Genomic DNA, 25,553 nt, shown 5'->3' on the forward strand with positions numbered 1-25,553 from the left:
TCTCATGAAATACCAAGACTTAATCCAAGCCTGTCAACAAGATTGGCAAGACTACACTGAGCATGATTTTGTTAAAGCGCTGGCAAACGGCACTCTCGCTCAGCCGTGTTTTCTGCATTACCTAAAACAAGATTTTCTGTTTTTGAAGCAGTATGCTCGCGCTTATGCATTGGCGATTTACAAGGCAAAAACACTGGCTGATATGCGTCGTGCACTGCCAAGTGTTCATGCTTTATTAGATTCTGAAATCTCTCACCATGTGACTTACTGTGGTCAGTGGGGTTTGACGGAATCGGATTTAGAAAACGAACCTGAAGATTTCGGCACAGTTGCTTACACGCGCTACGTTCTAGATGCAGGTATGACGGGTGATCTTGTTGATCTTTATGCGGCACTGGCTCCATGTTCAATTGGTTATGCTGTGATTGGTAAAGCGCTGTTAGAAAGCAGTGATACTGTTTTGGAAGGTAACCCATACGCAAGCTGGCTTCAGCTTTACGGCGGCGAAGAGTTCCAGTCTGGCGTGGCAACGGGCGCGGAATATTTCAATCAGCTACTGGCTGAGATTGATATTAACAGCGAGCGCGGTCAGAACATTGTTCATATCTTCAAAACCGCAACACGTATGGAAGTGGCTTTCTGGCAGCAAGGTCTGAATGCACTTAATGACTCAACAGCGGCTTAAAAGCGATTTTCACGAATAAGGATTAATCCATGCTAACTGAACAAATCATCCAATCACTGCGCGCAGTTCGAGAGCAAAAACCGTTGGTTGTAAACATCACCAACTACGTCGTGATGAACAACACGGCCAATGCGTTATTGGCAATTGGCGCTTCGCCTATCATGGCACACTCACAACAAGAACTGGCTGAGATGATGTCATTCTCTGGCGCTTTGGTGATTAACATTGGCACGTTAGACAGCGTTTGGACGCCAAGAATGCGCTTCGCGGTAGAACAAGCAAACACGAACAACAAGGTGGTGGTTCTTGACCCTGTGGGTTGTGGTGCAAGTACGCTGCGAACTGAGACTTCTCGTGAAATCGCACGTTTAGCGGATAAGTTGATCATTCGTGGTAACGCGTCCGAGATTATCGCGCTAGCGGGTGAGCAAGCACAGAGCAAAGGCGTTGATGCGTTGGATAGTAGTGATGCTGCATTAGGCGCTGCGCAATGCTTAGTGGCTGAATACGGTGCGAATGTGGTTATTTCTGGTGAGACGGATTACGTTGTCACCAAAGACAGCGTGGTGACGTTAAACAATGGACACCCAATGATGCCGTATGTCACTGGAATGGGCTGTACCTTAACGGCATTGACGGGCGCGTTTGCTGCTGTCGGTGATGAAAGTGGTTTGGCTGCTGCAGCGGTGTTGGGTGTGGTTGGCGAAATCGCGGCTGAGAACTCTCGTGGCCCAGGTAGCTTGCAAATGAACTTGCTTGATGAGTTGTATCAACTAGATGAAGAGACACTGATTCAGCGTCTGAAGATTCAGTAGGCTTAATCTAGTTCTAAGCTCAAAACTGATAGTTCGAAGTTAATGGCTCTTAATTTAAAGCTTTTAACTAAAAGAAAGCCTCCGACACTTATGTGTAGGGGGCTTTTTGTTTGTGACTCAGAACTATGTCAGCTGCGATAAAGCAGCTTATGCTAGGTTCTAAAACGATTCACTTGGCTTTCTAAGTGGTGAGCAACCTCGGTTAAGTCGCTCGCTGCACCTGAAATGCTGCTGACTGACTCTTGGTTGCTCTGCGCGATGGTATTGGCACCTTGTGCGTTTTCACCCAACGACTTAGTTAAGCAATCTTGCTCATCAACCGACACTGCGATCTGGCTGTTGGCTTGGTTCAGATCTTGAATGTGTTGGTTAATCACATGCAAGTTCTGAGAAGCTTGTTGCGCCTGAGTCGAAGCATCAGAAACGGTGCTGTGACTCTCTTTGATCGACTCTAACGCATCTTTAGCGCCACGTTGTAACGAGGTGATGAGTTCGTCAATCTGGCTCGCAGAATCTTGAGTACGTTTAGCGAGCGTTCTCACTTCATCGGCTACCACGGCAAACCCACGGCCTTGCTCACCCGCACGGGCGGCTTCAATCGCGGCATTCAATGCCAATAGGTTAGTTTGCTCAGAAACGCCTTTAATTACTTCGAGAATGGCACCAATGTTCATCGACTCTTTATGTAGGTCCGTCACTTTCTGGCTACTGACCTGCATGCTTTCATCGGCACTGCCAATCTCATGCAGTGTTTTGTCTACTTCTTTGAGTCCCATCGCCACATTCTCGGTTGCTTGGTTGGCAACTTGAGAGGCGTGGTTAGCACTTGCAGCAATTTCTGATGTGCTGGAAGCCAATTGATCAACGGCAGAAGAGATATTGAGCATTTCGCTGTTCAACTGTGTTGCGTTGGTCGAGCTATTATTGGTCACCTGGTTAAGCGACTCTGACATCTCGCCAATACGCACACTAGAGCGGTTCACTTGGCCAACAATATCGCGCAGAGACTCAATGGTGATCTCCATGTTGGTTAGCAGTTCACCAATCTCGTTCTTGCTCTCAATGTTCACTTCAACATTCAGATTGCCCTGAGAAAGTTCGTTGGTGATTTGTTTAACCTGCGCGATGCCTGTGGTAATAGAGCGAGTCACCAACACGGCGCTCGTCATGCCAATAACTAAGGCAACTCCTGTCAGCAATATAATGATTTGAATCGAGCGCTTTTCACTGGCTTGCAGTACAGGCGTGAGCGCTTGCTTTTGTTGTTCAAGAATACTTTGAGCATCGGCGACCGCAATCGCTAAACTGTCGCCAATAGAGGCGAGGGTAGCGGTTCTTTGAGTGTTCTCAATCATTTGTTGATGAACTTGCTCAAAGCCCTTTGCATACGCTTCGCGTTGGTTCGAGAAGTCTTCAATCAGCTCACTTTGATAAGGTGAGGATTTGAGAGATTCAATGTCGCCTTCGATACCTGGTAGCGCGTATTCAAAGATATCTTTGCCCGCTTCATAGGTTTTGAGGTCGTTGTTGTTTGAGTAACTGAGCACGGTGATCTTGGCTGCGAGGAAGTTCTCCATCAACATGCCGGCGTATAAGCTCGCGTTTGGATCATTGTTATTGTAAGACTCATACAACAAGCTCTGAGCAGCTTTCAGTGCGTTGGTCTCTCGTTTGACCATCTCAACGTTTACCAATTGGTCAATGAGGAGCTCACTCTGTTTCATTGATCCATAAGCCGCATCAAACGCTGCAACGCTGTCTTGCACTAATTGTAGGCTCGACAAGCTATCAGTATTGGTGGTGGTTTGGATTAAGTTGTTGAGCAGTTCATCAATCGCGAGTTTACTTGATTGATAATTTGTTTCGTACTGTTCATCCAATGACTCTAAGTAACGTTCAGAAGCTAAACGCATCTGAAGAAAGTGCACTTGAATGTTGCCTGAGAGTGTCGCTTTATGGCTGAGTTCACTGTACTGGCTGAAGCCGTTCGACAAGGTTTGGATACCTTTGTAACTCACAAAGCCTGAAATGACGAAAAAGAGCAAGCAGATGGCATAACCCAGCTTGATCTTGAGCGCTATAGAAAGGTGGCGCATAACTATCCCTATATTTACCTGATTCCTTCACAGCGGAGTATTTCATAAAACAGCGTTCTGGGCATGCTTGAAGTGAATACTTTGTGTAATAAGTAACGCTTTAGTTAAAAAGTTCAGGTTTTTCGGTATGCTTTCAACGAGTTGCGTATGTGAGGGTGCGTGTGTAATTGAGCTAATTCAGTATTAACTTCCATGCACATGATGCGAATTGTCGGTAAAATGGTAGCAACTCAATTTAGACTCCGACTCCAAAGGCACGATATGAACCCTTATAAGCTCTACTTAGTAACGGATGACCAACAAGATTTAGAAACGCTTAAGTTCGTGGTTGAACAAGCGGTCGCTGGTGGCGTCACTATGGTTCAAGTAAGAGAGAAACATGGGGATGTAAGAGCTTTCATTGAACGAGCTCAGGCCGTAAAGTCGATTTTGGTTGGCTCAGGTGTTCCGCTGATCATCAATGACCGAGTGGACGTTGCATTGGCTGTCGACGCCGATGGTTTGCACTTAGGGCAATCGGATATGCCTGCAGAGTTAGCTCGTCAGTTGATTGGCCCAGACAAGATTCTTGGTCTGTCGATCGAAACTGAGCAGCAGTTACAAGAAGCCGATAGTTTGCCGATTGATTACATTGGCCTTAGTGCGATTTTCGCGACACCTACCAAGACAAATCTAAAGAAACACTGGGGTTACGAAGGCATTCAAATAGCGTTAGAAACGACCAAACTGCCGATTGTGGGTATCGGTGGCATCAACGAGTCGAACATTCCGCAGTTGGTTCAGACGGGTATTCACGGCTTGGCTTTGGTGTCGGCGATATGTCACGCTGAAAGCCCTAAAGAAGCGACCCAAGACTTACTATCTCTAATGGGAGAGTGAAGAGGTTATAGACTAGAAAACAAATGAGGCTAGTCATCTGTTTTCTAGTGAAAGCACCAGTACAAAGTAGTGGTAGATGTGCTTATCGACTGAGCATTTAAGGTGCTCTATCTAACACACTGTTGGGTCTATTGAATACACAGAGCAACGGTGCCGATGATCATAAGAACGATCGCAGCGTACCAACCGTATTGTGCGGTTTTATCAGCAACAAACACCTTAATGTAGTTGATCTCTTCATGCGCCATTGCGATGAAGTCCGTGTAGTTAATCGACAACTCACGGCTAGCTTCTTTCAGGTCTTGTTGAAGCTTGTTGAAAGACTCATCGATGAAGCTCTTTGTTTCCGAAGCAGACGGAGTAGCAGTTAACGCTAGACTATTCCAAACCGCCATACGCGATTCATATTCGCTTTCACTGACACAATTAAGTACGCGTAAATCATACTCTCGTTTGTTACGCTCTTTACCCATTTTCTCAGGGCAAATATTTCTTAAAACGTTCACGACAAATTTTCCAAAAGGTTCATTTAGATATAAAAAAGCACTCGATGAGCGCTCATAAACTGGGGCGAATTAATATTCAAAAAGTGATCTATTTGAAACTGGAATAAGCGACTGCAAGGCAGAGCGTTTATCTGAGAGACTTAAAGTTGGGTCAGTGGTGTTAAAGAGCGATTTGGGTCTGTCTAAATTTGTTTGAAAAGATAAACCCGTTGGGATCGCAGTGTAGTTAGGTCACTTTTGGACATCAACTAGGGTGTTTTATCCAGACGACAAAGATATTTATCGGCAAGATAAGCAGAAATGAGGTAGCTGTGGTGAGTTGCACGCCGATATTGAATCTCTGAATGGACGATGTGTGAAGAATAGGGGAGGTTAGTTTGCCTGCCATTGATTGTATTGCAGTGAGTGTCCCTTAAGCTGCTCAATAAGGCTGGTGAGAACTGGGCCATTGATGTGGCTGCGAGAAACTAAACAACCCACAGGAGTAATCCAACCACCATGCTCGTGTGAGACAGGCAATGCCACAAGATCGCCTTTGTGAATGCCTTCCATCACCATCATTTCGGGCACATTTGCCCAACCGACGTTCTGTTCAACGAGATCAACAATGGTCTTGTGGTTGTTCGCATACCAAAGCATCGAGCTAATACCGTAGGTGAACCACAGTTCGCGCTGTTTTGAACTACGATGCACACATTGGCGATAGCGCTTGAGGTCTGAGTCTTGTACTACGGCCATGTGACTCAGTTCGTGAGTGGCTGAACTAACGGTTAGGAAACGCGCTTGGCCCAGCAAGAAGAAATCCATATCAACCTTAAGCTCACCGTCCGCGTAGATGATGCCAATCTGTGCTTTTCCGCGTCTTACTAGATCTTCAACATCAAAGGTTGAGGTGGTAATGATATCGAAGTGTGTGATTGGAAACTGATCGGCTAGTGAGCTGATTATCTTGATGAAATTTTTATCTATGATGCTTTCGTCAATGGCAATGATCAGTTCGTGCTCATCTTCCTGTGTCAGGGATTCTACTTTTTGATCGAAATACTTTTGCTGGTCAAGAATCGACTTAGCCACAGGCAATAGCGCTTTACCTGTATTGGTCAAAACGGGGATGTTTTTCTCTCGGTTAAACAGCTCTTGGTCGACGGCGATTTCTAGATTGGCGATCGACTGGCTGACGCCGGATTGAGCGTGTTTCAACTTGCGTGCGGCGGCAGAGAAAGAGCCACTTTCACACACTGTGACGAAGACTTTTAGTTGCTCAAAACTGTACATGCTATCTCTCGCTCAATACAAAATGGGTTATTCATGCTTAAGTTATCACTAATCGTGATGGCTGTTAACTTTCTCTTATTGTTTCCGGTGACATAATCTCGGCTAATCCAACACGCATTAGATTATTTAGAGGAATGTATGAGTACCTTAGAAAGAGTGTTTCACTCTGTATTATTTGAAGTATTGGCTGTCACACTGTCAATTATAGGTTTAGCGATATTTACTGAGCACGATGTAAATGCCTTATCAGGAACCATGATAGTTGTTGCGACCATCGCGATGATTTGGAACTACTGTTTTAACCGTATTTTCGATCGTTATTTCACGGGTGAAAAATCCAAGCGTTCACTCAAGTTACGTGTTTTTCATGTCGTGCTATTTGAGGCTGGCTTGTTGATAGCGACGATCCCTGTGATGGCATACTTGCTTAATGTGGGGTTATGGCAGGCATTTTTGATGGATATCGGCGTGACCATTTTTATTACCATTTACGCGTTTGTGTTTAATCTGATTTACGATCATGTCCGAGCATTATGGGTACGCCGAGCGGATCTAGCCGTTCAGTAATCTACCAAGTCAGTAAACACGTGTTTAACTACTAACCGTTTGTTTATTCGTTATTTTGACAGAGACATTCGGTTAGTAGGCCTAGGTAACTCGTCGTTTGTTCTGCTATCTTAAAGAAGGTGATAATTAGAGTTCTTGAAAGAACAGATTAAGAGGAAAGGATGCCAAATACCTCTCAGATAATGACAGTGGTTGATAAGAAGGAAGTAGAGCTGTTTGCGGAACTGTTCAAACATATCGATGGTGAAATCTACACCTTGTTACGCAGTGCCAAAATCCCCAATGACATTCTCACCAGCAATGACCATTACGATTACCTCCCTGAGACCACCATAAAAAATGTGGTCAAGATTATGGGGGAGTCGGCGTCGAGAGAGGAGTTCTCGTTGTTTATGTGGAGCTTTTGCAAGCAAATTTATGTACCAAGGTTTGTGGCAAAACTGAACCAAAAGGATTCGCTGAAAAGTGCACTCGATCAATTTGGTGAACAGTTAAAGTTGGTATCCAATGGGGCTCATGTCTATACCAAACACGCAGGTGGTAAGTGGTGGTTTGTTCGCGAGAAGCCATTTACGAACGCGCCTTGGTTTAAGTTCGCCGAATTGTTCTCTGTCATTTTCATAAACGAGCTACTTTCAGTATTAACGCAAGGACGTTGGAAGCCGTCTGAGGTTGGCATTCAAAGTGGCGATCTCGAATGTTTTCAATCTCTTCCACAAATGGGCACTGCTCAATTTTATACACAGAGACCCGTTACGGCCTTTGAAATTCCAGAAGAAATCATGCTTGCGCCGATTGTCTTGCCAAAGGTTGCTGAGGTACTTGAGCCAACCGCCCCTTTACCTAGTACGTTTCTCAATGCCTTCAAGTTGGTGATCAAGCCTTACCTCACGATGGGGAAACTCCCGATTAGCTTGGCTTCTGAGATTCTTAATATCCACGTTAGGACGATTCAACGTCGTCTGGAAAGTGAAGGAGTGGTCTACAAGAGCTTGATTGAAGAGATGGTTCTTGAGCTGGTTTTGGAATTGCTAGAGCAGTCCGATCTATCGATCACGCAAGTTGGTGCAAAGATGGGCTATTCCGATTCTTCCCACTTTACCCGAGCCTTTAAAAGACAGATGAACATGACGCCAAGACAGTACCGAAAAGAGCACAGCTAAAGCTAGTAAGCAAAAACCGGAGCCTGCACGCAGAATTATTTATTGTCACCAAATGGCCATTTATCAACCTTGAAGACTGGCAGTATCACTACTAAGTTATTGAATGTTGATGAGTTGTTTTTGCCTCGATTATTTCACAGAATTTTGATTAGATTTTTGTGAGTGTCACGACCAATAAAAACATCTTTGAAACCTCATAACACTCATTAGTAGTTACGGAATCGTTATGGGAAGTGGACGCCACTAACAAACGGAATCAAGGTGTAAAAATGAAAAATGCAGGCTTAAAGCTCTCTGTTGTTGCTCTTTCGTGCTCATTTGCTCTTTCTGCAAATGCAGCATCAACGCTATTTACTAACGTCGATGTGTTCAATGGTACTGAAAACAAATTGTACGAAGACCATCACGTATTAGTCGAAGACAACCTAATCAAACAAATCTCTGCAAGCCCGATCGAGGCTGGCGAAGCTGAAGTGATTGATGGCACAGGCAAAACGTTAATGCCGGGACTAATCGAAGGCCATGGTCACTTGCTGATGAATGGTGGTAATCTAAGTGACCACGAAAACAACCGTACGATTGAAGAACTGGCCGCTCGAGCAACAGTCAACGCTAACGCTGCGTTTCAATCAGGCTTTACCACGTGGCGTGATGCGGGTGGTTTGAACACGGGCCTACGTAAAACAATCGACTCAGGCATGTTGCCGGGGCCAAGACTCTACACATCAGGCGCGTTTATTGGGCCAACGGGTTCACACGCCGATTTCAGTAATCTAACCACGGCTAACCAACACTTCTTTGGTTCATCGACCAATATGGCTCGTAATAGCGTGAGCTTTAATGCTGACGGGATTACCGAAATCAAAGCCGCTGCGCGTCAAAACTTCAAGCAAGGCAATACTCAAATTAAGATCATGTCATCGGGTGGTGTAGCCTCATCATTTGACCCTTGGCAACTGAATGCGATGTCTGCGGAAGAGATTGAGGCAGCTGTAGAAATTGCCGATGCTTACGGTTCTTACGTGATGTCTCATGCTTACAGTAAAAAAGCGATCATGCGTAACTTGGATGCGGGTGTTAAAACAATCGAGCACGGCTTCATGTTCGATGGTGATATCGCTGACAAGATGGAAGATAAAGATGCTTACATCACAACCAACATGACTGCGTTCTCCCCTTACTTAACACAGATCGAAGCGATTAACTCGAACCCTGCATCTAAGCGTAAAGCGGAATCTGCAACCAAAGCGTTCAAAGATTACATCTCGAACGTAAACAAATACCAACCTAAATGGGGCTTCCACACAGACTGTGTTGGTGACGTGGTTTCTTGTATTAAGCAAACCGACCATACGATTTACCTTGCGGGCAAAGAGCTTGGTAACTTCTTCACTCTGAAAGGCATGACATCAGTAAACGGCGAGATCGTTAAGTTGTCTGGTGTGATGGACCCATATCCAGAGGGTAAGTTGGGCGTGATTGAAGCGGGTGCATACGCCGATATCATCATTGTAGAAGGCAACCCACTTGAAGACTTAACAGTGATTGGTGCAAACGAAAAATGGTTTGACGCAGAGCCGCGTAGTCCTGAAATCGATACCATCAAAGTCATCATGAAAGATGGCAAAGTCTACAAAAACACGCTGTAACACAGCGCGACTATTCAGTTAAAAGTTAAGCTTTAATAGGCGACCTACTTCGGTAGGTCACCTCTCTTCAAGGTGTCCCTTATGCAAAAAACGCTTTCTCTTATCTTATCGATGATGTCACTGATTATCGTCGCTTTACCTACCTTTGCTGAAACAGCGATGAATCTTGAGTGGCAAGATCTGAATTCAGAATCTCACGAAATGAAATTAAAAATGCCAGATCTTACCGATCAGCAAATGCGTCTATTACAAGGTGTGATAGCAATGAGTGCATCAGAGGAAGAGCAAGCTCAACAACAGGCTTTATTATTCAAAAAAACGCTAAATGAGCAGGGCGTTGATGCAGACGAAATGATCGCGCTGCGTGACGAATACATGAAAACCATGAAGGCGAACGCTGAAGCTATCACGACAGAATTTGACGGCAAGAAAGTGCGAGTTCCGGGTTTCATCGTGCCTTTAGAGTTCTCAGAAGGTATGACCGCAATTGAGTTTCTTTTAGTGCCAGTGGCGGGCGCATGTATTCACATGCCACCTCCGCCAGCAAACCAGATTGTGCGTGTGTCTTTCCCTGAAGGCTTTCAGGTACAGAACGTTCAGTATCCAGTATGGGTAGAAGGTGACTTTAGCTCGAACAAAGTGACTGAAGAAGTTTTCTTAGTCGATGGAAACAGTAACCTCACCATGGGTTATGAAATGAAAGCTTCGATGATTGAAGACTATTACGAGAAAGAAAATTAATGGTTGTCATCAAATGACAATTTTCAATGTGAGCAATGAATAAAATAGAACTCACTCAAAAAGCATTGGTGACAAGATGAATTCAAGATTATCTAAAGTAAGTATGGCTGTGATGGTGCTAGCAACGTCAATGAGCCCAGCGGTTTATAGCGCAAATTTCGAAGGTCCAGACTCTGTTGAAAATACAATTTCAAAACAAAAATATCAGCAACTGGATTGGCGTGAAAAGCTTGCTGCGGATGGTTTTACATTTGGCGCGGATTACTTTGCGTTAGGCCTTACTTCTGGAGATGGCGTTGGTGGCGATAGCGTTAATGCATCATCCGGCGTCGCACGGCTATACGGGTCATGGCACCTACTAGGAAATGGCACACAGAACTCAGGTAGCTTGGTATGGAAGGTGGAACATAGGCATGCCTATGGTGATACTGCGCCAAAAGACTATTCATTCGGCCCGCTTGGCTATGTTGGTGCAATTGGCCCTGCATACAGTGACCAAGGGTTCCGTGTTACGGACTTGAATTGGAAGCAAAAAATCAACGATGGCAAAGGCACTATTGTTGTCGGTTGGCAGGATGTAACGAACTATGCAGATGTTTACGCTCTAGCAAGCCCGTGGTCTGGTTTTACTAACTTGGCGTTCTCGACAGGCTCAGGCGCAATGGGCTTACCAGATGATGGTGTACTTGCGCTTTCTGCTGGTCATATGTTGGGCGAGAATTTTTATGTCGTCGGTGGTATCGCGGATGCAAATGGTCAATCAGATGATATTCTTGATGGTTTTGATACCGCTTTTGGCAGCGATGCGTCTTACTTTACGACACTGGAATTAGGTTGGACGGCTTCGCAAGAGCAGATCTACACCGATAACTTCCATGTCACTTTCTGGGATTTTGGTGATGATACGCGCCACAGTAATAGTCTTGCTGCGGAAGGTGGCTCGGGCGTTAACTTCTCATGGAGTCAATTCATGAATGATCAAGTTATGCCATTTGTTCGTGGTGGCTTCTCTGAAGGGGATGTTGCCCTTTACGATAAATCAATCTCGGTTGGTATGGGATATTTCGGGTTAGGAAAACCGACGAATAACCTAGGTGTAGCGCTAAACTGGGCGGAAGTGAATGGTGATTCTTTTGCAGCTGATGCGAAGGCAATAAGCGGTAGCACAGAGCAATGGACAGCGGAGATCTACTACAACATGCAGTTTGGTGATCATTTCCAAGTCACGCCTGACATCCAGTATATAAAAGATCCTGCGTTTTCAAATGAAAGTAGCGCTTGGGTGTTTAGTATTAGAGCGAGAGTCTTTATCTAATTCCGCTACTTATTATCTTGTTTAGACCTAAAAAGTGAGCCCATGGTGGCTCACTTTTTGCGTTCCTGCGTGTCATCCAGCGTTAATTAGTTCTTATGAACAATCACTTCGCCTATCAGAGTTGTAAACAGTCATTTCACTGGGTATGGCGTATTATGGTAAGTTCCCGGTTTCAGAATGATCCAAGATAAGACTCCAATTTAGACAGAGGCGCATATGATTATTCATTTTAGAATCCAAGACGTAGAAGAGCTTTGGGGCTTAATAGATTTGGCGACACTCTTACAATCGGAACTGAGAGGGGTATCAACCACGCTATTAACTATCTGATTGAAATAGTTAAATTACCAATTACACTTGAAGCATAAGTTTGAATGGAGTCAACTTAATGCTTTCACCCCAATCGCTATATCCCCCTTCTATTACTTTACTTTTAACGGGCCTTATTTCTTCCTCGGCCTATGCATCCAATGAGGCGATTCAACATCGTTTGGAAAAGATATTTGCCGTTTCAATTGCGCTTACAGATAGCGATGCCGTCTCTATTGGTTTTGTGGATTTCGATCCTAACTCGTTCATTAATCTAAACGACAGTGGTTTTGGCTCCGATAAAACCATCGACACTCGAAGTCAAGTCAGTGTCGGCTCTATCCCTTATTCTTCCGTGATTAAAACCGATGATCCTGACCTAGATTTGATTTGGTCGGTGCGAGGCTCTTATGCGCTGTCTGAGCAGGATATTGAGATTTCATCTGATGTTACATCGGACCGCCGAATTAACCCTAATAAAGACTCAGTATTGGGCTTGTATGGCTTTTTCGGTGCTCAAAGCCATTTAAATCAACATTGGTCTATCGTTTATGGTCTAGGCACTCATTTACTCTACTACCGCAATAAATACGAATATAAAAACAGCTACTCTCAAGCCTTTCAATCTCAGCTCGATGGATACGCGTTGAATACTTCTGCATGGGCATTGATTGGCGAGCCGTCGGTCAAACTCAAATACCTACAGAAACAAGATTGGGGAAGTTGGAATGTGTCATCAAGAGCGCGTTATTTCTATGGAACAGGATGGGGCGAAGCCAATGATGGCGATATCGGCAACCCTGAAGGTTTACGCTTTATCAATGAAATTGAATTCAGACAAAATGTGGCATTGGATGCTTGGTCGTTAAAGAACCCTCAAATTCACTACAACTTTCGAAGAATAGACGTAGCAGGGGATCTCACTGACCCGCTTGATACGCACTATTACTATGAATTTGGCGCAGGATTGGTGTTCGATGTCCCCTACGATTCCTACTTCTTTGATAACTTCGGTGTTGGGATTAACTTCAACTACGGCAGTTCGCTCAGTGGTGGCAGTTTACTCTTCTTACTCAATAATTAGCATAAGTCAGTGAGCTTACTGGTTGGCATTTAATTTGAATTCATATGTGTCGTAAAATGGTAAATATCTTGATCAAAACTTAGCCATCATAGTCATTCGCCCATCACCAGAGCAAACTATGAACAAGTTAAATTATGACCGAAAAATGCCGCTATACGTGATGTCAGCACTTGTCATCAATATGGCATTTAGCTTGTGGTTGCTGAGTAATGCAGCTACGACGGCCATGGTTTTTTCGGTGTGTGCGTTGTTTTTACTTAGCACTCTCATTACCGCACGCCTTTATCGGCATGAAATGGCTCAAAGCAAGAGTAACTTGTCGGAAGCGATCATTGATGGTGTCGCAGGCTTTATCGTTCTCGATAGTCAATTGAGGGTTATACAAGTTAATCAACAGTTCTCTCGGGTATCAGGTTATGCCTTTGACCAAGTCGAATCTCGCCCGATTTCTGACCTCTGCTTTATGAATAACAACAGCCTAATCGCGACCATTACTCGCTCACTTAAGGAAAACCAGAGATGGAAAGGTGAGTTGAGTGGCGTAAGTCGACTTGGTGAGCAGTTTACCGTTAACGTTGTAGTGGAAAAGCTAACCGACATCCTACCGCACAATAATAAGTACGTGGTGACCTTTACGGATATTAGCCGACGCAAGATATTGGAGCGCCGATTAAGAATGCTGGTGGAAACGGATTCATTAACAGGGTGCTGGAATCGACGCCGTTTTGATAACGACTTAAAACATTACTCAAACCTAGCGGAGCGTTATGGTTACACGCATTCTTGCCTGGCGTTGATCGATTTAGATCACTTCAAGGCTATCAATGATAATCATGGTCATGACCAAGGTGATTCAGCGCTAAAAGAGGTCGCTGAACTGTTGAGAAATAACTGCCGAGACACCGACATTGTTGCGCGAGTAGGCGGAGAGGAGTTTGCTATCTTGATGCCAGAAACTGATTTGCCAGAAGCGTTTGAGGCGATGTATCGATTGAAAGAAGTGATTGCCAAAGGAACAACATTGAACCTGACTGTGAGCTGTGGTGTGTCTGAAATACAGGCGCAAGCCGAAGCGACCTATCGCAGTGCGGATAAGGCGCTTTACCGCGCCAAAGGTAACGGGCGAAATAGAGTGTGTAGCCCTAGCTCGGTGATTCCTGCTCCAATTGTTGTTGGTTAATCAATTGAGCGGAGTCTAAGCCGAGATTGATCGTTGGTAAATCTTCGGCGTAAGACCAGACACCCGTTTAAAGGCTCTCGAGAAATGCGAGATGTTGGTGTAACCGAGCTGGCTAGAAATGTAGGTCAGCGTGTGACCTTCTTCCATCAGCTCACAGGCTACTGAAAACATCAGGTTCTCTTTGATCTTTCGATATGTGGTGTTTTCATTTTTGAGTTTGCGTTGGAACGTTCGTACTGAAAAGTTAAGCAGCTCTGCCGCCTCTTCAAGAGAAAGGTCTTGTTCTTTCATGTACGGCTTTAGCAGTTCATAAACGCTATCGGTAAAGCTGGTATGCCACTCAATAAGTGTCGGTTTTGCACTGAGCTCTTTAGACGTAAGACGGATAGGGAGTTTTAAGATCTCTTCAGGAATAAGCACAGCCGACGATGATTGATCAACGAACAGTTGGCAGCTACTTGGCACCAGTGTTTTGACGACATCGATATCATGGCCTTGTAAGCGAACCTTAGTAGGTAACCATGGAGACTGAGATAAAATGGTAATTAATTCAATGATATAAATAACAGCGAAAGCTTCGCTCCATTGAAACATAGGGGAATTGTCTTCAGGTGCGGTTCTGCAAAACCAGCTCTGACCGTGTTCTTGAATAAACTCGACTTTGCTGCCTGGGGAGTCGTAGGCAAAGATTGAATTGATCTGTTTTAGTGCATCGCCAATGGTTTCGAATTCGGTAAATTGATGCAAGACGTTTGGGATGATTCGACGTCGAAATGCCAGTCCAAGAATATCGGTGAACCGTGATACGCCAAGTTGTGCCGACGTGAGATAGATCAAACGCTTAATGGATTCTGACGGCACAAAGTCACTTTCAGATTCGATGAGATCGGGCGGTAAACCGGAATCTTTGAGCAACAGATGTAAATCAAGACCATAGTCAGAAAAAATTTGAACCAAAATTTTAGCGTAGTTCGTTTGAATCACCGGGACTTGATAGTGACTAGAGGTCATGAGAATACAATCCTGTATATATTGTCGCGTTATTAGACGAGCATATCATTTGCAACGTTTTGTTTACTAAATCTAACCCCATTTACTTGAGTTTTCCATTGCTGGGTTTATTTTTAAAGTATTAATTTTGTTGATGTTAGTTATCTAGAAGGGAGTCCCATGTCAGAAGTCGACGGGAATACGCAAGAAGCCAAGGAAGACGTTGGCCAGCAAGAAAACGGAAAAGACAAAGTAAGAAAGGTCACAAACTACTTATTGTTGTTCGTGGCGTTCATGCTGATCTTCAGTGTCATTTCAGACCGCATCATCCCTATTACCGATAATGCTCGTGTAAAAGGCTATATCGTTCCAATCAAGCCTGAGGTGTCGGGTAAAGTACTCGATATTCTTGTTCAACCTAACCAACTTGTTAATCAAGGCGATAAGCTTGCGATTCTCGACGAGTCTGATTACCTCATCGCCGTACAACAAGCTGAGCAAAACTTAGAGATCGCTGGGCAAAATGTCGGTGCTCAAACCGCGAGCATTGCTTCAGCTCAAGCGAAACTGACTTCTGCGATTGTTGAAAGACAAAACACCAAGCTACAAGCCAAGCGTGTTTTAGAGATGGCCGATAAAGGTGTGGTTTCTAAATCAGATGCAGATAAAGCACGAGCAGCATTAGCAACGTCTCGAGCTGCGGTTGTGAATGCAGAAGCTGATCTTGACCGAGCTAAGAAGCAAATGGGTAAAGAAGGCCAAGAAAATAGCCAAGTGAAAGCCGCATTGTTAGCTCTTGAACAAGCTCAGTTGAACCTAGAACGCACCGTGATTACCGCACCGACGCAAGGTGGAGTTTCTAACTTTAGCTTGTCTGAAGGTTTTTATGCATCAGCAGGGCAACCGATCATGACCTTCGTTTCAACCGAAGATATCTGGATTGAAGCTTATTATCGTGAAAATAGCCTAGGTAATGTAACGGTAGGTGATGAAGTTGAAGTAGCGTTGGATTTCGCACCGGGCAAAGTGGTAAAAGGGCGAGTAAGTAGTATCGATTGGGGAGTTGATTGGGGGCAAAATGATCAAGCAGGTAAGCTTGCTCAGGCTAGCCAACAAACGGGTTGGTTGCGTCAAACACAGATGCTTCCTATTACCATCGAATTTAAACGAGATGAGATGCAAGGCATGCTCCGAGTTGGCGGCCAAGCGGATGTGATTGTTTATAGCGGCGACAACTTTGTGTTCAACGCGATAGGCAAAGTATGGATTCGTTTGATTAGCGTATTGTCTTATGTCCGATAAGCCGATTCCTGACCAACAAACACAGCAACGGATCCTGCGGTATACCGTCGGGGTCACGTTGGCTGTTTTCTTGGCGGCGTGGATAAACTGGCCACTTGCGTTTGTAGCGCCAGTGTTCACTGCTAAGTTCTTAATTGATAAACCAAACCTCCATAAGGAAACGGTCTACGAATTGCTCTTGGCCGTTGTGGTGACTATGGGGTTAGGTTTATTGTTATCTCGAGGAATTACCCATTACCCAATCCCATTGCTAATTTTAGTGGGGTTAATGATGCTTTGGGGTTACTACTTGTTTGTCGACCCAAAATGGAACTTGTTCGCGACCATACTATTGATTGCTGTTTTGATGTTGCCATTCATGGCGATTGATAACCCTGGCGTTTCAGTAATGTTAGCATCTGGCTTAGCGACTTCTGGTGTGGTTTCAGTGATAATTTTCGCGTTAGTGCATGTGTTTTTTCCTGAGCCTAAATCGGAGTTCTCTGGTTTCGCTGCTGCGCCACTCGAAAAGAAACAGCGCTGGTATGCGGCCTTTAGGGCGATGATTATCTCTTACCCAGTAGTATGCTTTTTCTTTATTTTTCAAATATCTGAAGCTTTACTGACAATGATGTTTATTGCGTTGCTATCGTTGATGATTACGTCAGAGAAGTCGATAAAGTTGAGCGCTTTTCTTGTGATAAGTAACGGTATCGGGGGATTGCTGGCGATTGCTGCTTTTTCAATTCTTTCTATTGTACCCAACATTGTCTTCTATTCTTTGTTTATAGGACTTATTGCCATTCTTATGGCAACCAAGATCTACACGGTTCCCGAAAAAGCACCTATTTTCGCCACTGCATTTAGTACGTTGCTAGTACTGGTTGGTAGCACATTGATGAGCTCAGGCGACATTGATAGCAACACCCTTATACGCATATTCCAATTAGTGTTAATCGGCATATATATGATTTTGGCTTCTCTATTCCTAGAAACACGGAATTGGAAGTTCCTACAGAATCAGCCTTAATTTTGTCTAACAAGGACGTCTCATGAAGTTAACCGATGATTTTTCAAAACAGGCGATAGACGCTGCCATTAAGATCGCAGCGATTGCCATGCTCGTGTATTGGTGTTTTTCGATTTTGCGCCCATTCATTCTTTTAGTTATATGGGGGGCGATCATTGCGACTGCGTTGTATCCAGTGGCAGTCGCAATTTCAAATAAAACGGGAATGTCGAAAGGTAAAGCCAGTGCATTGCTGAGCTTTATTGGTGTCATTCTTCTGTTTATTCCTTTGGCGGCGCTTTCTTCTGGTATCTACACCAGCGCGACTGACCTGATGACAGGGCTTCAAGATGGCACATTGTCATTGCCTAAACCGAAAACGTCCTTACAAGATATCCCATTCATAGGTGAGAAGGTTTATTCAACCTTGGTTGCCGCCTCCAACAATATTGAAGGCACTTTCATAAAGTATGCTGATGAACTTAAACAGTTCGCGACGAAAGCTGCTTCTGTTCTTGGCTCGTTGGGTGGTGGCTTTATTCAGTTCATCATCTCTACCATCATTGCTGGTGCATTTATGAGTAATGCCGATAAATGCAAAACGGGTGTGACTCACTTAGTGGCGCGTTTAACGGGCGGTAAAGGTGAAGAGTTGGTACAGCTCTCTAAATCGACTGTGCGCAGTGTTGTGCAAGGTGTGATTGGTGTTGCTGTGATTCAATCCATGATGTCGGCAATCGGTTTAGTGATTGCTGGCGTTCCTGCTGCTGCGTTTTGGGCGCTAGCTGTGCTGTTAATTGCAATCATCCAACTTCCACCGATTCTTGCTCTATTACCTGCGATCATCTACATGTTTAGTGTTGAATCGACACTGGCGGCGAGCTTGTTCTTAGTGTGGTGTATTTTGGTGAGCGGCAGTGACGCTATCTTGAAGCCTGTCCTCCTAAGCCGAGGCTCTCATATTCCAATGCTGGTTATTTTATTGGGTGCACTGGGCGGAATGGCGATGTCAGGAATCGTTGGTCTGTTTGTTGGTGCTGTGATTCTGAGTTTAAGCTATGAGCTGATGATGGCGTGGCTTGGGCTTGAAGAGAAAAGCCAAGAAGATGCTGAGACAAACAAAGCAGAGACAGAGGAGAAATAGATGAAGCCAGTCTCTAAAGACGACAACTTCTACTTCTTATTCTATGCACTGTTGGTATTGTTTTTTGGTTGCGCGGTGATGCAGCAGTTTTATCCGCAAGGCCAAAAAACAATACTATTTCTCATCATCATTACTCTGGCGAGTTCAATTGTCGGCATTCATAAGGAGCGAGCCTTGTATCGCTCTTGGTATGGACTGTTATTGATTACGGCTTTAGTGTCTGGCGTTTTTTCATTTTTGGAAGGCTATAACCTGTCGATAGTGACGTTATCGGCGTTGGCTGTATTTTTGTTTTCACACATTTACTCGGCGTTAAAACAGGTGATGAAAGCAAAAACGGTGACGCCCAATCACATTATCGGGTCAATCTGTATCTACTTGTTGTTAGGGTTTGCTTGGTCGACCATCTACTTGTTGATTTTAGAGATCTTCCCTAATGCATTTAATGGGTTAGAAGAGCAAATTTGGCTAACCAACTTGTTCAATGCGATGTACTTTAGCTTTATCACCTTGACCACGGTTGGCTATGGTGACATATCACCGGCCCTGCCTATTGCTCAATTCTTTGTGTTTATGGAATCCATTATCGGCAGCTTCTATTTGGCTATTATGGTGGCGAGTTTGGTGAGCATTCGACTTGCACAGTCTCAGTCCCAATAGGACATTTACAAATAATAGAGCACATACAAACAAGCCCGGCAATCGCCGGGCTTCTTCTATTTTATGAGCTTCAAGGTCTCTTTAAGTTTGAACTCTGCGTAGGCAGTGAATCTTACGCTTCAGTGCCTTGAATCTTCTCTAATTCAGCGATAGTCGTTTGCGATACAAGCTGACCATCCATGTAATAGCTAACGTTTTGCCCGTCTTTGATACCCGTCAGAGTCGCCGTTTCACCAGACGTATAAACGATGTCCATTTGAACCGTGTTTTCGTCGATCTTAATCATCTCACCGGTCTCGATGGTGCGATTGCTTGAAATTGGGCCGACAGGCGCTTCTTTAAGGCTTGGGTCTAGCCCATCGTTCACTTTGAAGTGAGTATCTGTTTTTGTATCAAATACGTGTGGTGAACCGCTGATCGGGTTTTTACCTGTCCAGAATTCAAGTGAGTTGAATACGACATAGTCGGCTGCGGTTGTAATACCGTATACAGGCGCTAATAAGAAGTTTACACCTGCACGAGCATAGCGGTTATCGACAACTTCAACGTTAAATTTCATCACTTTCCCTGTTACGGCGTTACTGCCGATACAACCAGTTAGCGCAGAAGCCAAAACCGTTAGTCCTACAATTTTAAGTGCAATCTTTTTCATTTTAGTACCTGTATAAGTTAGAAGTCTGTTTTGTTGGAACAGGTGTAGTATGGTTTTTATTCGATTATCAGTTTTACCATTTAGCGCCACTGACAATATAAAATGTCCTCGGGTTTTTGGCATAAAGCTAGGTATAAAACTGGGCACAAAAAAAGCGCGACCTAATAGGGCGCGCTTTTGGGTATTTGGATAAGTCGTAATGAAAACAACGATTCCAATATAGAATTACTTCATCACATAAGAATAGGCCGATACGACAAGCCAACGGAAAAATCGAAATAAAAGGGTCGAGGCTCTAAAGGTAAACTTAGCGACTGATACCATTGCTTCTGCACCAATACTCACGCACTTATGCAAATCGGATTCTTTGTATTCTGAATAGGTCATGTGTTTTCTCACTTCTGGCTGTTATCTTTCATATGTAAGTAACGACTCCTGTCTGGCGATATACCCTGAGCGCGTAATGTACGAACTTTCCCCGAGCGAGATTTACCATTTCATGCTAAGTAGTGTAAAAATCAACCAAAAGATAACGAGTTGAGAGAAATTAAGTACGTACCTAGGTGTAACTGATCAAGTTACCGAAAAAGCGAGGGTAATAGTGGTATGATCCCGGGCTCAGCACCATAAGTGATAAAGAATAGGAAACAGAATGACTCACCTTACCGAACAGCAAGAAGCCGCAATGGCGACGTTTAAAGAAAACTTACACCTGCCAAATGGTGGTTTTCATAAACTGATTATCGAGCTAAGTAAGGAATATCAACTGCCTTTCCAAAAGGTGCGTGCGGTTTTAAAGAAAGCTCAAAAAGATGTGGAACGACAGATACGAGAAGACTTTACCAACGTTGATGACACAGTACTGAGCCAAGCGAACTGGATAAATATCATTAAGTCGAAACTTGTTGAGTTAGCGGAAGAAAACCAAACGGTTATGGATAAGCTGCAACAAAACCTGAAGTATCAAAAAGTGTTGTCGGCAACCGAGGGTTCAATCGCAAGTGAAGACGAACGTGACGAGTTGATTGAAGAGTTGATCCAAGCTTATGAGAAAGAGGTATTCAAACCTTTACTGGCGATGCTGCATACAACAAAGCTGTATTGGAAGTTAATGCTGGTGGATGAGACATGTAAGATGAATGAAGAGAACCGTGAGAAATTCAGTGATTACCCTCAACACATGCAAGCTGCAGAACACTTATATACTCTTGATCAGAAGTTAAGGTCGATGCCGTTAACTTATTAGTCCATGAATGCACTGATAATGACTCATTGGTGATTCAGAGTTCGATATAAGTTGGTTTAAATAGAAGCACGATAACCTAGCTAGCGTTAGCCGCGTGTGAAATGCAAAAAGGGCTAGGTTTCTGATCTGTTTTACTTCTACTCTATTTTGTTCTGCTAGAGCGAATTGAGGGTGACATCTTTTATATCTTTGGAGCTAGGCGATGTTTCTTTTTGTCGCCTTTGGGAAATGCTATAGGAGTGTGAAATGTCCTAGGGTGTTTCCGTTGCCTGAAACGATAGTTCCGATGCTTTCTCGTTCATTAAATTCAAAGTCGATGAGATAACTGTGATGTTGTAGCTTGGGCAATATGTGGCGGTGGAGTATATCGCTATTGAGCTGTCGAATCTCGGTGACCCATGAAATCTCTTCTTTGTGTAAGTCTATTTTAATCTTGAGCATTTATTACCTTTTAGTTTGTTGACTGTTTTTTCGCGTGATAGTTGGTACCAATGGGTTTGTCGTGTTGTTCTGCGTGACATAACTGTGCCTTGTGTTTATTACATTTGTATTTAAGTAGTCGGTCTATCTTGAATTCGCTAAAAAGAAAGCAAATGACGAATAGAACGGTAGTGGGATCTAATTGAGAAGCTATTGAATGACTATCTAGGTGAAAGCTGACGCAGAGATGGTGTAACGAGGGAATCGAGAACTGTCTATGTGGAACTTGGACTTACTTTAGCATTAACAGCTCTATAGATTAGAGCCAAGTGGCGAACTATACGCCTAGTTTTTAAAATTACAACCCTATTTTCAATTATATTAAAAAATATTTTTGAGTGACTTATCATCGCTTACTGAAGGTTAAATGAGCGACGGTTAGGAGATTTACTATGATATCTACAGATTTTTGGCTTTGCGCCGCTTCGTCTTCTTTGTAATTAGTTCTTTTCATTGCTAGCTTGATTAATCTTAAAGTAAGGCTTTGTTATATTTAGGCTTTATATTGTAAACTGTAAGTCGTAGCTTTTGGGTTAAGCGTTATGATTACAGAACAGTTGGTCACTTTTTGCCATCAATTTTCCTCTCCAGATTAATGCTCATTTTCCTCTTCGCGTCTTTTTGTTATTTCTGATTCCTAATACTTCTCTTCACTACGTAAAACATGAATACTCACTTTTACGTTTCTGAATAATAAAGTTGTTGTGTCGCTAATTTAACGCAAATATAATTGATAATAGTTCTCACTTGCGTTGCAAGTTTGTTGTCGAAGCAATGACAGACTTTAAATTATCGTTATTTAGCCGTTGTGTAGGCCCCATGATCACCTATGAGTCATCTGACTTTCATTGTCATGAGTGGTGGTTTGTCTCAATGGCAAAGGAAGAAACATGAAGAAAACAATCAATTCAGTTCGCCAGTTATTGAGTGGGCTTGCCATCGTTCTTGCATCATCATTCATGATGACCGCTCAAGCGGAAACCGTGACTATTGAACACGTGAAGGGTACAGCGCAGTTTGATGAAGTGCCGCAACGAGTAGTGGTTCTTGGTTTTGGTAGCTTGGATGTGCTAGATAAAATTGGTGTCAAGCCAGTCGGCGCACCTCATAGCCTTATGCCTGATTACCTAGAGTCTTACAAAGCAACGACAGCAAACACTGGCTCGTTGAGCGAACCTGATTTTGAAGCTATCTACATGTTGAAGCCTGACGTTATCATTGCTGAAAACCGCATGCTAAAGGTCTACGACAAGTTGGCACAAATTGCTCCGACGATCATGTTCTCTATTGAGGGCGACAAGTACTGGGCTGACGCTCAAGAAAACTGGCGTGCACTAGGTCAACTGTTTGATAAACAAAATGAAGTTGAAGCAATCATCACAGAGACTCAGGATTCTATTGCAGCGGTAAACGACAAAGTAACGTCTGGCGAAACCACTGCAATGATGTTGATGAATAACGGCAACAATATCGCGATGTTCAACAAGGGCAGTCGCTTCTCAATCATTTTTGATGACTTTGGTTACGTTGAATCAAAGAGTGCCACAGTGGCTCCAATTAAAGGGACTCACGGCAACCTAATCTCGTTCGAATACATTGCTGACGCAAAACCTGAAGTGCTTTACGTTCTTGACCGCGAAAAAGCGATCGGCAAATCAGAAGGGCGCGCACAACAGCTGTTTGACAACCCACTAGTTGCGGCAACACCTGCAGCGCAACAAGGTAACATTGTTTACCTTGATTCAAGTGCTTGGTATCTGGCTGGTGGCGGTGTAACAGCGATCCACAGAATGCTAGGTGACATTGAACGTACGATTCAATAGTTACTAATCATCAGATTTTCGGGCTTATAAGCGTGTTCTTATAAGCCCTTTTTCACTTTTTTATACGGTCTACCCGATACCTACCTTTAGTATTATTTCTATGTTGAAACCCATTGCAGCTGCTGTATTTCTTGTTGTGTTATGCGTTGCGTCATTGATGATTGGAGTCGCTGAAATCAGTTTTAGTGACTTCTTCAATGGTAACCAACATGCCAATTCCATTTATGTTGTTAGTCGGATACCTCGACTGTTCGCGATCGTGCTAGCTGGGGCGGGTTTAAGTGTTTCTGGCCTTATCATGCAGCAGATTGTTCAGAACAAGTTCGCTGCTCCTTCTACGATGGGCACGATTGATTGCGCCATGTTGGGTTACATCGTCGGTATTTTGGTGCTGGGTAATGCCGCTCAATGGAGCTACTTAGGCTTTATCTTTGCGTTTGCGGTGTTAGGCACCATGTTATTGGTTCGCTTCTTACAACACCTCAAGTTTAAGAATGCGGTGTTGGTGCCTTTAATTGGCATCATGTATGGCAACGTTGTTTCGTCCCTGACAACCTTTATTGCTTACAAGTACGACTTAGTACAAACCATGTCAGCATGGACGATGGCGAACTTTGCGAGTGTCTTGCAAGGCAGCTATGAAATCCTTTACCTCGCGGTTCCTGCTTGTGTGCTGGCTTATTACTTCGCGAGCCAGTTCAGTGCGGCGAGCATCGGTGAGAGCTTCGCGAAAAACATCGGCCTTAATTACCAGAAGATCGTTTTCATTGGTGTTGCGTTGGTCGCTATCTGTGCTTCTTCTGTGGTGATGATTGTCGGTGTTATCCCATTCCTTGGCCTTATCGTGCCGAATATTGTGTCGCTGATAATGGGCGATAACATGAAGAAGATTCTGCCTTGGACAGCCTACTGGGGCGTGATCTTGGTATTGGCTTGTGACTTGTTAGCGCGAATCGTTATCTTTCCTTATGAGATTCCAATCTCAATGGTCATCAGCATTTTTGGCGGTTTGATTTTTATCTACCTAATCATGAGAGACAAGTCGAATGCGTGATTCAGTAAAAATTGCGATTCTGGCTATCGCGTCTTTGGGGATGGCAGCAGTATTTGTGGGGCAAGGACTTACGTGGGATAACTACGAGTTCTTCTTGTCTCTACGACTACCAAAACTGCTGTCGATTGTGTTGGCGGCGGTGGCGATTTCTGCATCGTCATTGGTTTTTCAAACCATCACCAATAATCGAATTCTAACCCCTTCAATTTTGGGTTTTGACAGTTTGTACATGCTGGTTCAAACGGTGCTTCTGTTTGTGTTTGGTGGCACTAGCTTTTGGGTAATTGATGCAATCGCGAACTTTTCATTGTCTGTGACTGTGATGATCTTGTTCTCGTTTGCGCTGTTCCATTTTTACTTCAAGAGTAAGCGAAACAACGTATTTACACTGTTGTTGATTGGTATTGTGTGCGGCAGCGTATTCTCAAGCTTAGCGAACTTCTTAGCGATGTTGATTGATCCGAACGAGTTTGCCGTGCTGCAAAATGTGATGTTCGCGAGCTTCAACAACGTGAAAGGTGAACTGGTTTACCTCAGCCTTATTCCATTGGGTTTGAGCTTGCTTGGCCTGTGGTTGTTAGCGCCTAAGCTTGATGTGCTTTGGCTTGGTGTCGATAACGCAACAAGCTTGGGCGTGAACACCAAGCGACTGACTCAAATTACCTTGGTGATTGTGTCAGTGATGGTCGCGGTATCGACGGCTTTGGTTGGCCCTGTGCTGTTCTTTGGATTAATCACCGTGAGCTTAGCTCGTCAGATATTCAAATCTTATCAACATCGCGTGCTTATCATTGCGAGCAGTTTGTTAGCGGTCGTTCTATTGGTTTCAGGCCAATGGTTTATCGAAAAAGTAATGGCGTTTGAAACCACTGTGAGCGTGGTCATTAACTTGGTCGGCGGTTTGTATTTTATGTTCTTGTTGTTACGCACCAGAATTCAGTAAAGGTAGT

At 43.9% G+C, this 25,553-nt stretch carries 24 protein-coding genes; 18 read left to right on the forward strand and 6 right to left on the reverse strand.

The window, feature by feature from the left end; translation table 11 throughout:
• The first annotated feature begins 4 nt into the window (after positions 1 to 4).
• Both tenA and thiM read left to right on the forward strand, forming a co-directional pair.
• Complete coding sequence (tenA, locus tag CWO27_RS01490) at positions 5 to 685, forward strand: thiaminase II (RefSeq protein ID WP_107898434.1); 681 nt, start codon at positions 5 to 7, stop codon at positions 683 to 685.
• A 29-nt stretch (positions 686 to 714) separates the two neighbouring features.
• Positions 715 to 1,500, forward strand: a complete 786-nt coding sequence (thiM, locus tag CWO27_RS01495) for a hydroxyethylthiazole kinase (RefSeq protein WP_107898435.1) — start codon at positions 715 to 717, stop codon at positions 1,498 to 1,500.
• Positions 1,501 to 1,652: 152 nt separating this feature from the next.
• Here thiM and CWO27_RS01500 read toward each other — a convergent pair whose 3' ends face one another.
• Positions 1,653 to 3,596 (reverse strand): methyl-accepting chemotaxis protein, encoded by a 1,944-nt coding sequence (locus CWO27_RS01500; protein ID WP_107898436.1) that lies wholly within the window; start codon positions 3,594 to 3,596, stop codon positions 1,653 to 1,655.
• A gap of 261 nt (positions 3,597 to 3,857) precedes the next feature.
• On the opposite strand from CWO27_RS01500, the gene thiE reads away from it, so the two are divergent.
• On the forward strand, positions 3,858 to 4,475 hold the full coding sequence (gene thiE, locus CWO27_RS01505; RefSeq protein WP_107898437.1) for a thiamine phosphate synthase: 618 nt from the start codon (positions 3,858 to 3,860) through the stop codon (positions 4,473 to 4,475).
• Positions 4,476 to 4,603: 128 nt separating this feature from the next.
• On the opposite strand, the gene CWO27_RS01510 is transcribed toward thiE, so the two are convergent.
• Together CWO27_RS01510 and CWO27_RS01515 are read right to left on the reverse strand one after the other, a co-directional pair.
• Positions 4,604 to 4,948, reverse strand: coding sequence for a thiamine-phosphate diphosphorylase (locus CWO27_RS01510; RefSeq protein WP_107898438.1), 345 nt, complete (start codon positions 4,946 to 4,948; stop codon positions 4,604 to 4,606).
• Between the two features lie 405 nt (positions 4,949 to 5,353).
• A complete protein-coding gene (locus tag CWO27_RS01515) occupies positions 5,354 to 6,256 on the reverse strand; it encodes a LysR family transcriptional regulator (RefSeq protein ID WP_107898439.1) in 903 nt (300 codons plus the stop codon).
• A 138-nt stretch (positions 6,257 to 6,394) separates the two neighbouring features.
• Here CWO27_RS01515 and CWO27_RS01520 point away from each other — a divergent pair, with 138 nt between their 5' ends.
• From CWO27_RS01520 to CWO27_RS01550, 7 genes are all read left to right on the forward strand, one after another.
• Positions 6,395 to 6,823 (forward strand): PACE efflux transporter, encoded by a 429-nt coding sequence (locus CWO27_RS01520; RefSeq protein ID WP_102479285.1) that lies wholly within the window; start codon positions 6,395 to 6,397, stop codon positions 6,821 to 6,823.
• 182 nt (positions 6,824 to 7,005) lie between these two features.
• The gene (locus CWO27_RS01525; RefSeq protein WP_107898479.1) at positions 7,006 to 7,986 is read left to right on the forward strand and encodes a helix-turn-helix transcriptional regulator; all 981 of its coding nucleotides are present in this window, start codon (positions 7,006 to 7,008) and stop codon (positions 7,984 to 7,986) included.
• Positions 7,987 to 8,255: 269 nt separating this feature from the next.
• Complete coding sequence (locus CWO27_RS01530) at positions 8,256 to 9,635, forward strand: metal-dependent hydrolase family protein (protein WP_107898440.1); 1,380 nt, start codon at positions 8,256 to 8,258, stop codon at positions 9,633 to 9,635.
• A gap of 81 nt (positions 9,636 to 9,716) precedes the next feature.
• On the forward strand, positions 9,717 to 10,376 hold the full coding sequence (locus CWO27_RS01535; protein WP_107898441.1) for a DUF3299 domain-containing protein: 660 nt from the start codon (positions 9,717 to 9,719) through the stop codon (positions 10,374 to 10,376).
• Between the two features lie 76 nt (positions 10,377 to 10,452).
• Positions 10,453 to 11,691, forward strand: a complete 1,239-nt coding sequence (locus tag CWO27_RS01540) for a carbohydrate porin (RefSeq protein WP_240699574.1) — start codon at positions 10,453 to 10,455, stop codon at positions 11,689 to 11,691.
• A gap of 388 nt (positions 11,692 to 12,079) precedes the next feature.
• Positions 12,080 to 13,084: a Solitary outer membrane autotransporter beta-barrel domain gene (locus CWO27_RS01545; RefSeq protein WP_107898442.1), complete on the forward strand. Its 1,005-nt coding sequence runs from the start codon at positions 12,080 to 12,082 to the stop codon at positions 13,082 to 13,084.
• Positions 13,085 to 13,202: 118 nt separating this feature from the next.
• Entirely contained in the window at positions 13,203 to 14,264 is a 1,062-nt protein-coding gene (locus tag CWO27_RS01550) for a sensor domain-containing diguanylate cyclase (RefSeq protein ID WP_107898443.1), read from the forward strand.
• Positions 14,265 to 14,279: 15 nt separating this feature from the next.
• On the opposite strand, the gene CWO27_RS01555 is transcribed toward CWO27_RS01550, so the two are convergent.
• On the reverse strand, positions 14,280 to 15,275 hold the full coding sequence (locus CWO27_RS01555) for an AraC family transcriptional regulator (RefSeq protein WP_107898444.1): 996 nt from the start codon (positions 15,273 to 15,275) through the stop codon (positions 14,280 to 14,282).
• Between the two features lie 159 nt (positions 15,276 to 15,434).
• Here CWO27_RS01555 and CWO27_RS01560 point away from each other — a divergent pair, with 159 nt between their 5' ends.
• Genes CWO27_RS01560 through CWO27_RS01575 form a run of 4 tightly spaced genes read left to right on the forward strand, consistent with a single transcriptional unit; the run spans position 15,435 to position 19,348 of the window.
• Complete coding sequence (locus CWO27_RS01560) at positions 15,435 to 16,556, forward strand: HlyD family secretion protein (RefSeq protein ID WP_107898445.1); 1,122 nt, start codon at positions 15,435 to 15,437, stop codon at positions 16,554 to 16,556.
• Positions 16,546 to 17,565 (forward strand): DUF2955 domain-containing protein, encoded by a 1,020-nt coding sequence (locus CWO27_RS01565; RefSeq protein WP_107898446.1) that lies wholly within the window; start codon positions 16,546 to 16,548, stop codon positions 17,563 to 17,565. Before CWO27_RS01560 ends, CWO27_RS01565 begins: the two co-directional genes overlap by 11 nt.
• 22 nt (positions 17,566 to 17,587) lie before the next feature.
• Positions 17,588 to 18,688 (forward strand): AI-2E family transporter, encoded by a 1,101-nt coding sequence (locus CWO27_RS01570; protein WP_107898447.1) that lies wholly within the window; start codon positions 17,588 to 17,590, stop codon positions 18,686 to 18,688.
• Entirely contained in the window at positions 18,689 to 19,348 is a 660-nt protein-coding gene (locus CWO27_RS01575; RefSeq protein WP_086712092.1) for a potassium channel family protein, read from the forward strand. It begins immediately after the preceding gene.
• 112 nt (positions 19,349 to 19,460) lie between these two features.
• Here CWO27_RS01575 and CWO27_RS01580 read toward each other — a convergent pair whose 3' ends face one another.
• The gene (locus CWO27_RS01580; protein WP_107898448.1) at positions 19,461 to 20,000 is read right to left on the reverse strand and encodes a DUF3332 domain-containing protein; all 540 of its coding nucleotides are present in this window, start codon (positions 19,998 to 20,000) and stop codon (positions 19,461 to 19,463) included.
• A gap of 652 nt (positions 20,001 to 20,652) precedes the next feature.
• On the opposite strand from CWO27_RS01580, the gene CWO27_RS01585 reads away from it, so the two are divergent.
• A complete protein-coding gene (locus CWO27_RS01585) occupies positions 20,653 to 21,246 on the forward strand; it encodes a hypothetical protein (RefSeq protein WP_048659943.1) in 594 nt (197 codons plus the stop codon).
• A gap of 231 nt (positions 21,247 to 21,477) precedes the next feature.
• Here CWO27_RS01585 and CWO27_RS01590 read toward each other — a convergent pair whose 3' ends face one another.
• Positions 21,478 to 21,687 carry a hypothetical protein gene (locus tag CWO27_RS01590; RefSeq protein ID WP_004731601.1) on the reverse strand — a complete coding sequence of 70 codons (210 nt, stop codon included), beginning with the start codon at positions 21,685 to 21,687 and terminating at the stop codon, positions 21,478 to 21,480.
• A 929-nt stretch (positions 21,688 to 22,616) separates the two neighbouring features.
• Here CWO27_RS01590 and CWO27_RS01595 point away from each other — a divergent pair.
• From CWO27_RS01595 to CWO27_RS01605, 3 genes are all read left to right on the forward strand, one after another.
• The gene (locus CWO27_RS01595) at positions 22,617 to 23,549 is read left to right on the forward strand and encodes a siderophore ABC transporter substrate-binding protein (protein ID WP_107898449.1); all 933 of its coding nucleotides are present in this window, start codon (positions 22,617 to 22,619) and stop codon (positions 23,547 to 23,549) included.
• A 100-nt stretch (positions 23,550 to 23,649) separates the two neighbouring features.
• Complete coding sequence (locus CWO27_RS01600; protein ID WP_107898450.1) at positions 23,650 to 24,603, forward strand: ABC transporter permease; 954 nt, start codon at positions 23,650 to 23,652, stop codon at positions 24,601 to 24,603.
• Positions 24,596 to 25,546: an iron chelate uptake ABC transporter family permease subunit gene (locus CWO27_RS01605; RefSeq protein ID WP_107898451.1), complete on the forward strand. Its 951-nt coding sequence runs from the start codon at positions 24,596 to 24,598 to the stop codon at positions 25,544 to 25,546. Before CWO27_RS01600 ends, CWO27_RS01605 begins: the two co-directional genes overlap by 8 nt.
• The last annotated feature ends 7 nt before the right edge of the window (positions 25,547 to 25,553 follow it).

It is taken from the genome of Vibrio sp. 10N.286.51.C3, from assembly GCF_003050065.1.
In the GTDB taxonomy this organism is placed as follows: Bacteria; Pseudomonadota; Gammaproteobacteria; order Enterobacterales; family Vibrionaceae; genus Vibrio; species Vibrio crassostreae.